This is a genomic window from Nostoc sp. NOS(2021), assembly GCF_017115025.1.
In the GTDB taxonomy this organism is placed as follows: Bacteria; Cyanobacteriota; Cyanobacteriia; order Cyanobacteriales; family Nostocaceae; genus Nostoc.
Genome location: NZ_JABXKM010000344.1, coordinates 1 through 13,634, shown reverse-complemented (window position 1 = coordinate 13,634; position 13,634 = coordinate 1). Strand labels below are relative to the sequence as shown.

Sequence of the window (13,634 nt, the reverse complement as noted above, 5' to 3'; positions counted from 1 at the left end):
CCAAGTTGCGCTGGAAGCGCACTAAAGGTGCGACCTAAAATCCAAAATTGATTGAATAAATTATTTTCGGAGCCTTTGATGATGGAATATACCTCATTACCTATTAATACCCAGACAGAAGTTCTGCCCCGCCCTGGATTTTTAGAAATTGAAAATTTAGTCAAGTCTTATCCGACACCTGATAAAGATAATTTTGTCGTTTTAGATGGGGTTAATCTGACGATTGGTGAAGATGAATATATTTCTGTAATCGGTCACTCCGGTTGTGGTAAATCAACTCTACTAAAGATAGTAGCTGGTTTAGAAAAAGCAACTTCCGGCTCAGTCAGGCTAGATGGACAAGAAATTCGTCAGCCAGGAGCCGAAAGGATGATGGTATTTCAGAACTATTCGCTGTTACCTTGGTTAACCGTGCGAGAAAATATCCGTTTAGCCGTGGATGAAGTGCTAAAAAATGCTAATAGGGCTGAGAAAATTAGCATTGTAAATCAACACTTGGCAATGGTAAACTTGACGGCGGCGGCTGACAAATATCCCGATGAAATTTCTGGAGGTATGAAACAACGAGTAGGTATTGCCAGAGCCTTAGCAATTCGTCCCAAAATGTTGCTGATGGATGAACCTTTTGGGGCACTAGATGCACTAACTCGTGGCAAATTGCAGCGGCAGGTATTAGATATTTGGGAAAATAATCGGCAAGCAGTGATGATGATTACCCACGATGTAGATGAAGCAATTTATATGTCCGATCGCATCGTATTGATGACCAATGGCCCGGCTGCTAGTATCGGGGAGATATTAAAAATTCCTTTTGAGCGTCCACGCGTTAGCGAAGCTCCTCTGAAAGAGGCTCGCGCCGCCATGCGAAACTCAAAAGAATATTTTGAACTCCGCAACCACGCCCTAAATTTCCTTGATCGATATTTTACCCAAGACGAGTAAATTAGATTATCATTTTTTTTAGTGGGTAGCCTAATTCAAATTCATGAAAGCTGAATTTGGAGCGGAGGAACCATTTTGTGGGGCGTATCTCATTGAAAGTGAGGAGTTAAGAGTCAGGAGTTAGGAATTATTAATCTTTAACTCAGCACTCTTAAGAGAGAGACACCTTCCAGTCTTAGCCCGTCAGCTAACTCCGTAGGCAATGGAAGGAACCCCCAAGACTTTGGCTGTAATACAGTTATTATTGGGGTTTCCTTGACTTATTTCAGATTTGAGATTTTGCTTATCGTCACTCAATCTAAAATCCAAAATCTAAAATCTAAAATTTGTCCCCCTGCTTCTCATTGTTAATTCATTTCATTGGGAGAAGTAAAGCTGTGCAAATCAAGCCAATGTTAGCACGTCTGCAAAGTGCCACAGGTCGAAATGACTTAATTGAACAAATGGTACTGCTGCCAGAACCAAAAAAACCTTTTTCTAAAAAACCTCAAAGCTCAAAAGCAGTTAACTTAATTGTTGCCTATGACGCATCTCCTAACAGTCATACGGCACTAGATATTGCCTTTTGGATTGCCCATCAAACGCGTTTAGCCACTAATGCACAAGTCACAGTTCAAGCCGTTTATGTGGTAGAAGACAATCAAAGCAGTCAGCACCTAAACGTCTTGAACTTTCCAGAACAACAGACTTCATTGGAATGTCAAGTCAGTCAAGTATCAAAGTCTGTCACACTGGTATTAACTCAACCCAAATTGCAGACAGTGGTAACTCCTCTGCAACAAGCAGATATAATTCTTTGGCAAGCCAGAAGTTTAGCTGAAGAATGGCAGGGTTCGTTCAAATCTCATTTGCGGTTTGGCTGCATTTCCACAGAACTTAAGAAAGTTGTTGAATCAGAAGCTGCCGATATTCTGTTTCTGGGTTGCAACTCTGTTAATCATCCGATGATTGAGGCTCTAGGTTCTAATTTCCCCTGTGCTGTTTTGGGCATTCCTAGTTGTATTGATGAATAATCGCTGTTCAGAATTTCAGTAATTTTTATCAAATTTTAATCATAGATAAGTCACCTAAAATTAGGTGGCTTTTTTCGCTACTATGCAACTAATTAAACTTCGGTAAGTAGAGTGTAAAAAACTGGGAAGCTATCCTCAGCATCATGACATTTATTGGCGATCCTATCTAGGAAAAAGTTCTCGATTTTGGTTCCGCCTACCAAAACCGAGATTAGCTAGGAGTTTTAAAAATTCAAAATTCTTGCATCAAAGACATTTTCAGACGGGGATTTAAACCCCGACTGAAACTTCGCCGAGGCGGAGTGGCTCCGACTCCGCGCTACCTGTAGAGCTAGGGGTCTTAAACCCTTTGATTTACGATAAATTGTTAGTAGAGCGAGTTTCTCTAGTTGCGATTTTTCCCTCCAAAACCCAGTAGCTTTTTAGGTGTTTAATTTCTAGTAGCCAATCAGATGTAAAACGTCACGCAGAACACTATAACCAGCCAAATCCCAAAGCAGATAGGCAAGAAAGCCAATAGCTGCCAAGCGACCATTCCAAATTTCGGCTTGAGGAGTCCAACCAAACAAAAATGCATTGCGATCTACACCGTTGTATTCAAGTGCAACAGGTGGTAAATCAGTAGAAGAACGAGTTTCTTTAGTTCCCATTTTTTTCTCCAAAATCCAGTAGCATTTTAAGTGTTTAATTTCTAATAGCCAATCAGATGTCAAACGTCACGTAGAACACTATAACCAGCTAAATCCCAAAGTAAATACGCAAGGAAAGCAATCATTGCAAAACGACCGTTCCAGATTTCGGCTTGAGGAGTCGAGCCAAACAGAAATTAATTGCGAGCTTTGCCATTGTATTCTGTTGCAATTAGTGGCAAATCTTTGGAAGAACGAGTTGCCATTTTCTTGTCCTCAACGATTCGTTTGTTAACTTTAATGTAGCTTTTTATAACGAGATTGCTTTCTGCCTGTGGGCACAAACTATAGGCACTTCTTCTGGACGATTATCAGAAACGTATTGTTCTAGACAAATCCACCTTGAGAGGGTTAGCAAAAAGAGATATGTAAATAAATGTAAAGTATTTGGGTGAAAACTATAATTTAAACAGAATAAATCGCTAAAAATAAGCAATTAAAAATTAAAAATTAGCTGTACATAATTAATAGTAGGTGGCAATTTGATTAAGATTTCCACCGATAGGGAATAAAAGCTATATCTTCCGCTGGATACACTTTTCAATCTTTGGAGAGATGCTTTAAACAGCTAAATTCCCGGATTCTGAGCTAAATAGAGTTAGGTATTGCCATAGGTACAGACATAAATACATACTAAGAGTTGTTTCTCAAGAAATTCTTAATTCCCTAAATTTAAACTTAGAAGAAGGAAATACGAATGTTCCAAAGTACGGAAATGATCGTGGGACTCTACAAACCACTATTGTGGATGGCACAGGTTCCAGTAGATACCTCAAACGTCACGCCAGCACAGGCATCGGTTCTCACTTCCGGGCCGCGCTTTTTTGTGGCTTTAATCTCCGGCGTGATTCTAGCCTTTGCTTTCCAATTAGTTCTAACTAATCTCTCCCTTGCAGCCGGTATTTCCTACCTGGGGCACTCATCTGACTCGAATTCAGATAGTGGGGAAGTCGGAAGTTTGGGCGGCAGCATTCGCAAAATCGGCACAGCAGTGGGGATTTGGACATTAGTCACTGTGACGATCGCTCTTTTAATCGCCTCTTTCCTCGCGGTAAAATTGAGCCTTGTAATCTTAGATCCAACATTGGGAGCGATTCTCGGCTTGGTGATTTGGGGTGCTTACTTTTTGCTCCTCGTTTGGGTAAGTTCTACCACCGTAGGTTCCTTAATTGGCTCAGTCGTCAATACAGCAACCTCCGGGTTTCAGGCGATTATGGGGACAGCCACCGCCGCACTGGGCGCAAAAGCTATCAATAACCAAGTTGTAGCGACGGCTGAAGCCGCCGCCGCCGCTATCGGTCGGGAACTAGGGAGCGCCATCGACCCGGTGAGTATCCGGGAGAACATAGAGGATTACTTAGAAAAGATACGTCCTCCAGAGCTAGATGTGTCGAAAATTCGGAGTGACTTTGAAAATTTACTCAACGACCCGCAATTAAAAGCGATCGCGGGGACTTCAGATATCCGCAACATCGACCGCGAAAAGTTTATCGAGTTAGTCAGCAGTCGCACCGACCTTTCCAAAAAAGACGTTAGCCGCATTGCTGATACGTTGTATAAAGTTTGGCAGCAAGTGGTAAGTCAGCAACCACCCACAGAAGACCGTCTGGGCGAGTTAATGGATTATCTGAAATCACTCCCAGCAGGACAAAACAAGACAGATGAACTCAACGCCAAACTGGATCGGTTAGTAGCAGAAAAGCGTGGTTCCAAAGAATCTGACCAAAAGGCAGGTAGTGGGCCAATTCAAAGTACACTCCAGCAAGGACTATCTGCCTTAACCGGCATTGTTTTGGGACGCACAGACTTGTCTGATTTGGATGTGGAAAAAATCTTGCGTAGCCTGAGCACTGCCAAAGATAAAGTCACAGAACAAGCAGATAAGCTAGGGCTACCAACACCATCACAACCCTATAACCCAATTCGGGCTGATGTCGAAAACTACCTGTACAACACTTATGCTTGGCAACTGAGTCCAGAACAAATTGCTCAGGAATTTCGTGATGTCATCTACGACCCAGCAGCTGACCCTGGAATAGTCCGCAGGGAACTAGACCGACTATCCCGCAACGATTTCATCAATATTCTGCAACAGCGAGGATTACTTACCCAAGCCCAAATTCACCGCATTGCAGATCAGCTAGAAGCTGTCCGCAAAGATGTGCTAGTGACAGTGACAGCTATCGAAGAAAGAGAGATAGTACAAGACTTGCAACGTGCAGTGGAAAGTTATCTGCTCGTTACCCCGAAAGCAGATTTGACAGCCGAAGGCATTGAGGGCAATTTCAAACCACTGTTGCAAGACTCAGAGGTAGATGATGAAACCCTGACATTGCGACTGGCGCACCTGGAACGTCAGGAGATGCGGCAGATATTGCTGCAACGTAATGATGTACAGCTATATGAAGTAGACAGCATTCTCGACGAGTTGGAAAAACAACGCGATCGCGTCTTGGTAGAATCCAAAGGACTAGCAGAACAGGCACAATATCAAGCAGAAACCCTGTGGCTGAATGTAGAATCATATCTGCGTAATACCGGGAAAGCAGAACTGAATCCTGATGCCATCCGCGCCGAGTTCAAAAAGCTACTGGAAGATCCCCAAGCTGGAATTACCTCAATTCGGGCGCGGTTGTCTCGCTTTGACCGCGATACCTTGGTACAGCTGTTGAGTCAACGGCAAGATTTGAGTGAAGATCAAGTTAATCAAATCATCAATGCTGCTGAGGAATCGTGGCATAATATCCGCCACACACCCCAAGCTGTAGTGGATAAAGCCAAAGAGCAATACGACTCCGTTACTACCACGATCGCAGATTATCTGCGGAATACTGGTAAACAAGAACTGAATCCCGAAGGTATTGGGCGAGATTTGACCAGATTGTTTGAAAATCCCCAGGAGGGAGCCGTAGCACTGCGCCGTCGGTTATCGCAGGTAGACCGGGATACACTGGTGAAGTTGCTCAGTCAACGCCAAGACTTGAGTGAAGAACAAGTCAATGAAATCATTGATTCCACGCAAAATTCGATTCGCAACTTTGTGCGTGCGCCTCGTCGCCTAGCTAGCCGCACACAGCAAAGAGTGGAAACATTCAAAGGTTATCTGGAAGAGTATCTGCGGCAAACCGGCAAAGAAGAACTCAACCCAGAAGGTATCAAGCGCGACTTGCAATTATTGTTGCACGATCCGCGAGTTGGAGTAGAAACTTTTAGCGATCGCCTTTCCCATTTTGACCGTTCTACGATCATCGCCCTGCTGAAAATTCGGGAAGATATTTCCGATGAAGAAGCGGCGCGGATTGCCGATAATATGGTATCCGTAAGGGATCAATTTGTAGAACAAGTGCGGAACATCCAACGAGGGATTCAAGATGCAATTGACGGGGTTTTCGGCCGCATCCGTAACTATCTCAACTCCTTGGATCGCCCGGAACTTAACTATGATAGTATCAAGCGCGATGTTCGCACATTTTTTGAAGATCCCCAGTCCGGGTTTGATGCCCTGCGCGATCGCCTATCTTCTTTTGATCGTGATACCCTAGTGGCAATTATGAGTTCTCGTGAGGACATCTCCGAAGAAGATGCCAACGGGATCATCGACCAAATTGAACGGGCACGCAACACAGTATTGCAACGTGCAGAACGCATACAGCGCGAAGCCCAACGCCGCCTAGAAGAGGTGAAACATCAGGCACAGCGGCAAGCAGAAGAAACCCGCAAAGCCGCAGCTACAGCCGCGTGGTGGCTGTTTGCTACAGCATCCGTCTCTGCGGTTTTCTCTGCATTAGGAGGAGCGCTCGCTGCAAGGCCGTAGTTTAACAAGTTTTCTCCGCTAACTTTTAAGCCTCCTGGTATGGGAGGCTTTTTTTTGTTCCGCAGATTTACACGCCATGCTCCTTAAACCATACCAAAAGACGTTTCCAACCTTCCTTAGCTTCTTTCTCGCGGTAGGAAGGACGATAATCGGCAAAAAATGCGTGGGGTGCATCGGGATAGACGATGATTTCAGATTTGCTGCTGCTTTCCTTGAGGCGATCGCGCATCTGCTCTACTGTATTGAGGGGAATACCCGTATCTTTGCCGCCGTAGAGTCCGAGAATAGGGACTGTCAGTTTTGATGCAATATTGATGGGATTCTGGGGCTGAAGTTCGGTAGCATCGCCCACAAGTCGCCCGTACCAAGCCACACCAGCCTTCACCTTGGGATTATGTGCTGCGTATAACCAGGTAATGCGCCCGCCCCAGCAGAAACCTGTAATCGCCAATTTATCGGCATTACCTTTAGCTGATTTCACCGCCCAGTGTACCGTAGCATCGAGATCGGATAGCACTTGGGCATCTGGCACTTTAGCGACAATTGGGCGAATTTCGTCCATGCTGCTTAATTTCGAGACATCGCCTTGACGGATGAATAATTCGGGTGCGATCGCTAAATACCCCAACTGGGCAAAGCGCCGAGTGATATCCTGAATATGCTCGTGTACTCCAAATATTTCTTGGATCACCAGGACGATGGGGAAATTTTCACCAGTCGCAGGTGCTGCTCTATAGGCAGGAATTTCGCCATCTTTAACAGGAATTTTCACCGCACCAGCTACCAACCCCTTAGCATCGGTGGTGATGACTCCAGCAGAAATGGGTTGTACTGCGAGGGCAAAACCCGTCGCTAGGGTGGCTGTTGCAATAAATTTGCGGCGAGTTACTTCTTGCATCATCTCTACCTCGAATTGGCGAAAGTTTTATTGTTGGTTAACCGTACAGTAATGATAATGCGAATACTACGGTTTACCAAAACAATAGCCGAAACTGTGATTTTCAGGTAGGGGCAATTCATGAATTGCCCCTACACTGTGTAATTTTGCGTAAGTCCTAATAAATTAGACTTTTCAAACATCCTCTTTAGATATCAAATTATAAAAGAGAATCTGGGAATGCTTGAAGTAACCAACTTGTTAACGAGTTCCGTGGTTTGAAGTCCCCTGCAACTAACAAGTGGCAAGTTTTGTGGCGGGGTTTAAACAGGGCTATTTTCTTCTAGACATAAACCGTCCAGAACTGAAGTTCCGGGATAATAACTAAAGTCAGTTTTAACGGACTTTAACCTTTTCTCAGTCGTCTTTAGACGACTTTCGCTATTAGACTCATAATTCATTCTGAGGCGGGCTAGATGAAAATGAAATACCCCTGAGGTCTAAATACCCGTTACAAAACTTAATTACGAATTACGTTAGCGTAGCGGTAGCGAGTCCGCGAGCGTCATTACGAATTATTTAATCTCTCGTTAACCTGTCTAAATATTTTATTTTAGGTAATTGACAAACTTCAAGTGAAATTGTATTTTTAAAATAGCAAAATCGAAATTTTCACTATGTCTAATATTCTTTTACCAGGGAAATTTAACAAAGCTATCACTAGCTTTGTTGTAGGTGCATCAATAGGGATTTTATCTCCGATCATTTTTAGTTCTTCACGGGCTTTGGCTGATAGTAACTATATTGGTATTCCCATCGAAGCAGCTAACGAACTTCAGACTCTAGCTAATCAAGATATAAATCCTAGAACTATTGCATTCGCTCCCAATGGAGGGTGGGTAATTCTCAATGGTAGCAATGGTTATAATACTTCAACTGGTCTTCCACAAGAGTTTATTAACGACCTTTCCACTCTAAATCAACAAAGCTTAACTATCAACACTATTGCCTTTACGCCTAGTGGAGAGTGGGTAATTATCAATGACGGTAATGGTTATTATTTGAGTACCAATTTTCCACAAGATGCTGCTAATGAAATCAGGACTCTAAATCAAAACAACTCAACTATCAACACTGTTGCCTTTACACCTAATGGAGAGTGGGTAATTATCTCTAACGGTGGTAATACTGCTAATTGGAGTACCAATTTTCCACAAGATGTTGTTAATGAAATAAAGACTATATATCAAAAAAACGATTCTATCACCACTGTTGCGTTCGCTCCAAATGGAGGGTGGGTAATTTTCGGTACAAATGCCTCTGGCAATAGTGCTTATAGTTATAACAATATTTCACAAATTGCTGCTAGTACAATCGTGAACAATCAGAACGCAGGGTACTTTTTAATAAATATAGCTTTTACTCCTAGCAATGGTTGGGCGTTACTTGATTTAAGTCCTCTAGAGCAACAAAATCAACTGCAAGAGCTAGAGCTAGAACAAAACGAATAACTTGATTTTTTAATGCTCTCACTCCCGTTGATTAAACTTGATATAGCAATCCTAAATCATTTATGAAATCTTTTCTTTCTCGACTTCGCGCCCTTTGTGTCCTTTACGGTTCGTTAAACAAATTAATTTTCACAACTCAGATAGGATTGCTATATTTTAAATGCTCCCATTGATTGTCATTTGTATTTCCTTCAAGAGTTGACGGTGCTAATCTTAATTTAACACTTGGTATCATTGCCGAACAAAGAGCGATCGCCTTATTTTTCCCGATTTATCCAATCTTCACCACCAGCTAACTGAATGAGATAATCATCCATAATCGCTGGTAATTCCTTTGGCGAATAAGTATATGTTAAAGCCAGTAAACTAGTGGCTATAGTTAAAATCTGTTTTTTATCTAGCATCGCCGACAATTGAGAGCGAGTAAATTTGGCGTTCATCACTTCCTCACTCGCATCTGCGATCGCATCTTCAATAACTTCCTCTTCTATAAAGTTTTCCCATTCATTCAAATTGATATAATAAGATTTTTTATTATCTTTGATATTCAGTTTTTTAATTTCTCGGATTGAATTACGAATAGAAGCCGCCCAAGAATTTGTTAATCGCTGTTCTACTTGGTTCTTAATCAAATGAATCAGCAGAATCCTTAAATAAGCTTGGATACTACGCAGAATAGCTTGTTTACTCATGCCTTCTAATTCATCTACAATTGCCAAGGCATCTGCATAACGTCCTTCCAAAATACTGTTTTTGAGGTCTATTAGTTCTTGCGTCATTTTTTCACCGCCTACCTGCTTTCCAATCTTCTCCACCGGATAACTGAGTTAAAGTTTCAGCTATAACTGCGGGTAACTCCTTAGCTGAATAAGAATAAGTTAGTGCCAAAAACTTCAAAGCAGTCTGAATTATCTGCTTTCTATCTACCATTTCAGTCAGTTGAAATTGATTATATGCTCCATTCATTACTTCATCGCTGGCATCTGCGATCGCATCTTCAATAACTTCCTCTTCTATGAAGTTTTGCCATTCATTTAAATTGACATAATAAGATTTTTCATTGTCTTTAAGATTTACTTCTTTAATTTCGCGGATAGCGTTGCGAATAGAAGCAGCCCAAGAATTTGTTAATCTCTGTTCTAGTTGATTCTTGATCAAATGAATCAGTAAAATTCTTAAAAACGATTTAATCTGACGCAGAATAGCCTTTTTACTCATTCCCTCTAATTCATCTACAATTGCCAAGGCATCTGCATAACGTCCTTCCAAAATACTGTTTTTGAGGTCTATTAGTTCTTGCGTCATTTTTTCACCGCCTACCTGCTTTCCAATCTTCTCCACCGGATAACTGAATTAAATTTTCAGCTACAACTGCGGGTAACTCCTTAGCTGAATAAGAATAGGTTAGTGCCAAAAACTTCAAAGCAGTCTGAATTATCTGGTTTTTATCCACCATTTCAGCCAATTGAAATTCATTGTACATTCCATTCAAAACTTCCACGCTGGCATCACGCACTGCTACTTCTATTTCATCTTCAATATAGGTATCCCATTCGGTTAAATTGATATAAGAGGATTTTTTATTGTCTTTGAGATTGAGTTTCTTAATTTCTATAAGGGAATTACGAATAGAAGCAACCCAAGAATTTGTTAATCGCTGCTCTAGTTGGTTCTTAATCAAATGAATCAGCAGAATCCTTAAATAAGCTTGGATATTCCGCAGAATAGCTTGTTTACTCATTCCCTCTAATTCATCTACAATTGCCAAGGCATCTGCGTATCTTCCCTCCTGGATACAAGTTCTGAGGTCTATTAATTCCTGTGTCATTTCTATTAACCTCAAAATTTCATCATGCTTATTTCAATATAATAATCATCTATACTTTATTAATAGCAGAGTATTTTACCTGCCATTAATAAAGCAATATTTTTTACTTCTTCGCCTGTATCACTTGCAGACTACCACCAGCATATAAAGTTGGCTCACCCACTTCAAACCCAGTCTCAGTTAACAACTTAGCCAAATCAGTTTTCAACAATTGCCAAGCTGTTTCCGTCTCAAACAACAACAAAAACAGTGATACCCCAGGCCAAAATATCGGATTCGTAGGAGCATGAAAATCCACCAGCGTAAATACCCCTCCTGGCTTCAACACCCGATAAACTTCATTAATAATTTTTCGTAATTGCTGAGGCTGCATCTCGTGTAGTGCGACGCTGGTATGCACCACATCAAACAGATTATCTGCAAATGGCATCTCCTCGGCAAAAGCTTCCACATAGGAAGCTAATGGTACATTTAGCCGCGCCCGTTGCAAAGACTTGGGTGAAGCGTCCAATCCTGTTACATTTTGTGAAAATTTTACCAAAAATTGCGTTGTTTGACCACTGCCACAACACAAATCTAAGACTTGAGTATCTGAGTCAATTGTTAAGTCTTGCAAAGCAAGTTGCCGAAAACGGGCTTCACCACCTACACTTAAGGCTGCTAAACGAGAGATGCCATCATACAGCCACTGATAGCGGTAACTCCAATCCCTTAAAATTGTTGCCATTGCATATTTCCTTGCTATTAAGCTTTATATTTAATAAAGATATATTGTTAACATTAGTAAAAAATCTGAAAAGATTGGGGGAAAGTAACTGCTATGGGTCGTGTAGGCGTCTTATTACTCAATCTCGGTGGCCCCGATAAGCTAGAGGATGTCGGGCCGTTTTTGTATAACCTATTTTCCGATCCGGAAATTATTCGCCTACCGTTTCGCTGGTTGCAAAAGCCCCTAGCCTGGTTTATTGCCACGCGGCGAACCAGAACATCTCAAGCAAATTATAAGCAAATCGGTGGTGGTTCCCCACTGCGGCAGATCACAGAAGCGCAAGGGGAAGCTTTAAAAAAACAGTTGGGCTATTTGGGACAAGAAGCTAAAATTTACGTGGGAATGCGTTATTGGCATCCGTATACAGAAGAGGCGATCGCACAGATCACCCAAGATAATATAGAACACCTGGTAATCTTACCACTATATCCCCAGTTTTCGATCAGTACCAGTGGTTCTAGCTTCCGGCTTTTAGAAAAGCTTTGGCAAGAAGATCCAAAACTTCAACCCATTGATTACACCGTCATTCCTTCTTGGTACAAACAACCAGGCTACCTTCAAGCAATGGCGGAACTCGTAGCCCAAGAACTTGAACAGTTTCCTAATCCAGATGAGGTTCATATATTCTTCAGCGCTCACGGCGTTCCCAAAAGCTATGTTGAAGAGGCTGGCGACCCCTATCAGCAAGAAATTGAAGAATGTACTGCCTTGATTATGCAGACCCTCAATCGGCCCAATGCCCACACCTTAGCTTACCAAAGTCGCGTTGGCCCAGTAGAATGGCTCCAACCCTATACTGAGGATGCCCTCAAAGAACTAGGTGCAGAAGGCGTGAAAGATTTGGTTGTCGTGCCTATTAGTTTTGTCTCAGAGCATATTGAGACACTACAAGAAATTGATATTGAGTATCGGGAAGTAGCAGAAGAATCAGGAATTCACAACTTCCGTCGCGTTCCTGCTCCCAATAGCCATCCGGTATTTATTAATGCACTGGCAGACCTAGTGATTGATGCGCTGAAAAACCCCAGTTTCAAGCTTTCGCAAGCTGCCCAAATGAAAAAAAGGGTGAAAATGTACCCCCAAGAGCGTTGGGAATGGGGTCTGACTACTAGCGCTGAAGTATGGAATGGTCGGATTGCCATGCTGGGGATCATTGCCTTAATCATCGAGCTGATTACCGGTCACGGTCTGCTACATATGATTGGACTTTTGCAGTAAATGAAAAGAGTTAGGAGTTAGGAGTTAGGAGTTAGGAGTTAGGAGTTTTAAATTTTTCTCCCTAACTCTTCAGTCTTAACTTCTATTTTCATTCCTAACTTCTCACTCCTAACTTCTTACTTTTCTGCCAATACCAGTCATACCACTGCTTCGCGCTACGAACTGCAAACCAGAGCAGAATTAAAGCAATTAATCCTCCTTGCCAGGGAGCGCCAAAGGCAAAAAGTACTAGAGCAACGCATAAGGTATCTTGAAGAAAGACTGCCCACAATGGTAAGCCACGTAATCGATAGAACCAACCAACTTGGACTAGCTGGAGTACCAAAGCTAACAAACCCCCAATTAAGGCAATCAACCAGTTTGGCGTTGCTGTTGCGTTAGCTACTGCTAACCCCATAATTGCGCCCGCGATGGGAGACATGAATAACTGAACTAGTTGGAGCGATCTTTGCCCCCATAGCTTTTTTGAGCCGAATAACTCAATTAATGACCAACTGGTGAGGCAGCCTAATAATATTGGTGGAGAAATGTGAGATAAAATTGGAACTTGTGACCACAAGTTACTACCCTGCAATAGTCCAATAATTAGCAAAGGTATCCCTATTCTCATTCCTGCTGCGGCAGAGGCTGAAAGTGTGGCTAGGATTTCAATCATCAAGGCACTCGAAGCACTAATAAATAAGTAGATATTTGTTATTTATACTACCCAGTTCTGGCAAAAATTCCAGCACCAAACTGACAGTCTTCAGCAATGGGATACTAAATATAGCAATCCGATTTGATTTTTGAAAAAATCTAAGTATATGTAGGGTGCGTTAGCAAGCGTAACGCACCCTACGTCTATTTCAAAAATCAAATATGAGTCCCAATACTGCTCGGTTAAGAATATTCGTAGGTTGGGTTGAGGCAATGCGTTACCCAACCTACACATTTTTATTTTTTAGGCAAAACCTACGCAGTATTGATATATAGC

12 protein-coding genes, 1 pseudogene and 1 riboswitch are annotated in these 13,634 nt (G+C 42.1%); of the genes and pseudogenes, 5 read left to right on the top strand and 8 right to left on the bottom strand.

The window, feature by feature from the left end:
• The first annotated feature begins 81 nt into the window (after positions 1 to 81).
• Complete coding sequence (locus HWQ41_RS33650) at positions 82 to 942, top strand: ABC transporter ATP-binding protein (protein ID WP_292772655.1); 861 nt, start codon at positions 82 to 84, stop codon at positions 940 to 942.
• Between the two features lie 38 nt (positions 943 to 980).
• Positions 981 to 1,156: riboswitch (cyclic di-AMP (ydaO/yuaA leader) on the top strand.
• Between the two features lie 178 nt (positions 1,157 to 1,334).
• On the top strand, positions 1,335 to 1,955 hold the full coding sequence (locus HWQ41_RS33645; RefSeq protein ID WP_292772653.1) for a universal stress protein: 621 nt from the start codon (positions 1,335 to 1,337) through the stop codon (positions 1,953 to 1,955).
• Between the two features lie 437 nt (positions 1,956 to 2,392).
• Here HWQ41_RS33645 and HWQ41_RS33640 read toward each other — a convergent pair whose 3' ends face one another.
• Together HWQ41_RS33640 and HWQ41_RS33635 are read right to left on the bottom strand one after the other, a co-directional pair.
• Positions 2,393 to 2,605, bottom strand: a complete 213-nt coding sequence (locus HWQ41_RS33640) for a high light inducible protein (RefSeq protein WP_292772540.1) — start codon at positions 2,603 to 2,605, stop codon at positions 2,393 to 2,395.
• A 59-nt stretch (positions 2,606 to 2,664) separates the two neighbouring features.
• A pseudogene (locus HWQ41_RS33635) lies at positions 2,665 to 2,850 on the bottom strand (chlorophyll a/b-binding protein).
• A 491-nt stretch (positions 2,851 to 3,341) separates the two neighbouring features.
• Here HWQ41_RS33635 and HWQ41_RS33630 point away from each other — a divergent pair.
• Entirely contained in the window at positions 3,342 to 6,458 is a 3,117-nt protein-coding gene (locus tag HWQ41_RS33630) for an MFS transporter (protein WP_292772538.1), read from the top strand.
• 67 nt (positions 6,459 to 6,525) lie between these two features.
• On the opposite strand, the gene HWQ41_RS33625 is transcribed toward HWQ41_RS33630, so the two are convergent.
• The gene (locus tag HWQ41_RS33625) at positions 6,526 to 7,356 is read right to left on the bottom strand and encodes a dienelactone hydrolase family protein (RefSeq protein WP_292772651.1); all 831 of its coding nucleotides are present in this window, start codon (positions 7,354 to 7,356) and stop codon (positions 6,526 to 6,528) included.
• 656 nt (positions 7,357 to 8,012) lie between these two features.
• Here HWQ41_RS33625 and HWQ41_RS33620 point away from each other — a divergent pair.
• A complete protein-coding gene (locus HWQ41_RS33620) occupies positions 8,013 to 8,846 on the top strand; it encodes a hypothetical protein (RefSeq protein WP_292772536.1) in 834 nt (277 codons plus the stop codon).
• Positions 8,847 to 9,103: 257 nt separating this feature from the next.
• On the opposite strand, the gene HWQ41_RS33615 is transcribed toward HWQ41_RS33620, so the two are convergent.
• From HWQ41_RS33615 to HWQ41_RS33600, 4 genes are all read right to left on the bottom strand, one after another.
• Positions 9,104 to 9,625, bottom strand: coding sequence for a DUF29 family protein (locus HWQ41_RS33615; RefSeq protein WP_292772534.1), 522 nt, complete (start codon positions 9,623 to 9,625; stop codon positions 9,104 to 9,106).
• A 4-nt stretch (positions 9,626 to 9,629) separates the two neighbouring features.
• Complete coding sequence (locus tag HWQ41_RS33610) at positions 9,630 to 10,151, bottom strand: DUF29 family protein (RefSeq protein ID WP_292772532.1); 522 nt, start codon at positions 10,149 to 10,151, stop codon at positions 9,630 to 9,632.
• 4 nt (positions 10,152 to 10,155) lie between these two features.
• Entirely contained in the window at positions 10,156 to 10,674 is a 519-nt protein-coding gene (locus HWQ41_RS33605; protein ID WP_292772530.1) for a DUF29 family protein, read from the bottom strand.
• Between the two features lie 103 nt (positions 10,675 to 10,777).
• On the bottom strand, positions 10,778 to 11,401 hold the full coding sequence (locus HWQ41_RS33600; RefSeq protein WP_292772528.1) for a class I SAM-dependent methyltransferase: 624 nt from the start codon (positions 11,399 to 11,401) through the stop codon (positions 10,778 to 10,780).
• A gap of 93 nt (positions 11,402 to 11,494) precedes the next feature.
• On the opposite strand from HWQ41_RS33600, the gene hemH reads away from it, so the two are divergent.
• Positions 11,495 to 12,661 carry a ferrochelatase gene (gene hemH, locus HWQ41_RS33595; protein WP_292772525.1) on the top strand — a complete coding sequence of 389 codons (1,167 nt, stop codon included), beginning with the start codon at positions 11,495 to 11,497 and terminating at the stop codon, positions 12,659 to 12,661.
• 94 nt (positions 12,662 to 12,755) lie between these two features.
• On the opposite strand, the gene HWQ41_RS33590 is transcribed toward hemH, so the two are convergent.
• On the bottom strand, positions 12,756 to 13,316 hold the full coding sequence (locus tag HWQ41_RS33590; RefSeq protein WP_292772523.1) for a DUF4126 domain-containing protein: 561 nt from the start codon (positions 13,314 to 13,316) through the stop codon (positions 12,756 to 12,758).
• Positions 13,317 to 13,634: the final 318 nt, after the last annotated feature.

Bases quoted from the DNA above. Each gene is read 5' to 3' on its own strand.
- HWQ41_RS33650 (WP_292772655.1), top strand. From the start codon at position 82: ATGGAATATACCTCATTACCTATTAATACCCAGACAGAAGTTCTGCCC.
- HWQ41_RS33645 (WP_292772653.1), top strand. From the start codon at position 1,335: ATGTTAGCACGTCTGCAAAGTGCCACAGGTCGAAATGACTTAATTGAA.
- HWQ41_RS33640 (WP_292772540.1), bottom strand. From the start codon at position 2,605: ATGGGAACTAAAGAAACTCGTTCTTCTACTGATTTACCACCTGTTGCA.
- HWQ41_RS33630 (WP_292772538.1), top strand. From the start codon at position 3,342: ATGTTCCAAAGTACGGAAATGATCGTGGGACTCTACAAACCACTATTG.
- HWQ41_RS33625 (WP_292772651.1), bottom strand. From the start codon at position 7,356: ATGCAAGAAGTAACTCGCCGCAAATTTATTGCAACAGCCACCCTAGCG.
- HWQ41_RS33620 (WP_292772536.1), top strand. From the start codon at position 8,013: ATGTCTAATATTCTTTTACCAGGGAAATTTAACAAAGCTATCACTAGC.
- HWQ41_RS33615 (WP_292772534.1), bottom strand. From the start codon at position 9,625: ATGACGCAAGAACTAATAGACCTCAAAAACAGTATTTTGGAAGGACGT.
- HWQ41_RS33610 (WP_292772532.1), bottom strand. From the start codon at position 10,151: ATGACGCAAGAACTAATAGACCTCAAAAACAGTATTTTGGAAGGACGT.
- HWQ41_RS33605 (WP_292772530.1), bottom strand. From the start codon at position 10,674: ATGACACAGGAATTAATAGACCTCAGAACTTGTATCCAGGAGGGAAGA.
- HWQ41_RS33600 (WP_292772528.1), bottom strand. From the start codon at position 11,401: ATGGCAACAATTTTAAGGGATTGGAGTTACCGCTATCAGTGGCTGTAT.
- hemH (WP_292772525.1), top strand. From the start codon at position 11,495: ATGGGTCGTGTAGGCGTCTTATTACTCAATCTCGGTGGCCCCGATAAG.
- HWQ41_RS33590 (WP_292772523.1), bottom strand. From the start codon at position 13,316: ATGATTGAAATCCTAGCCACACTTTCAGCCTCTGCCGCAGCAGGAATG.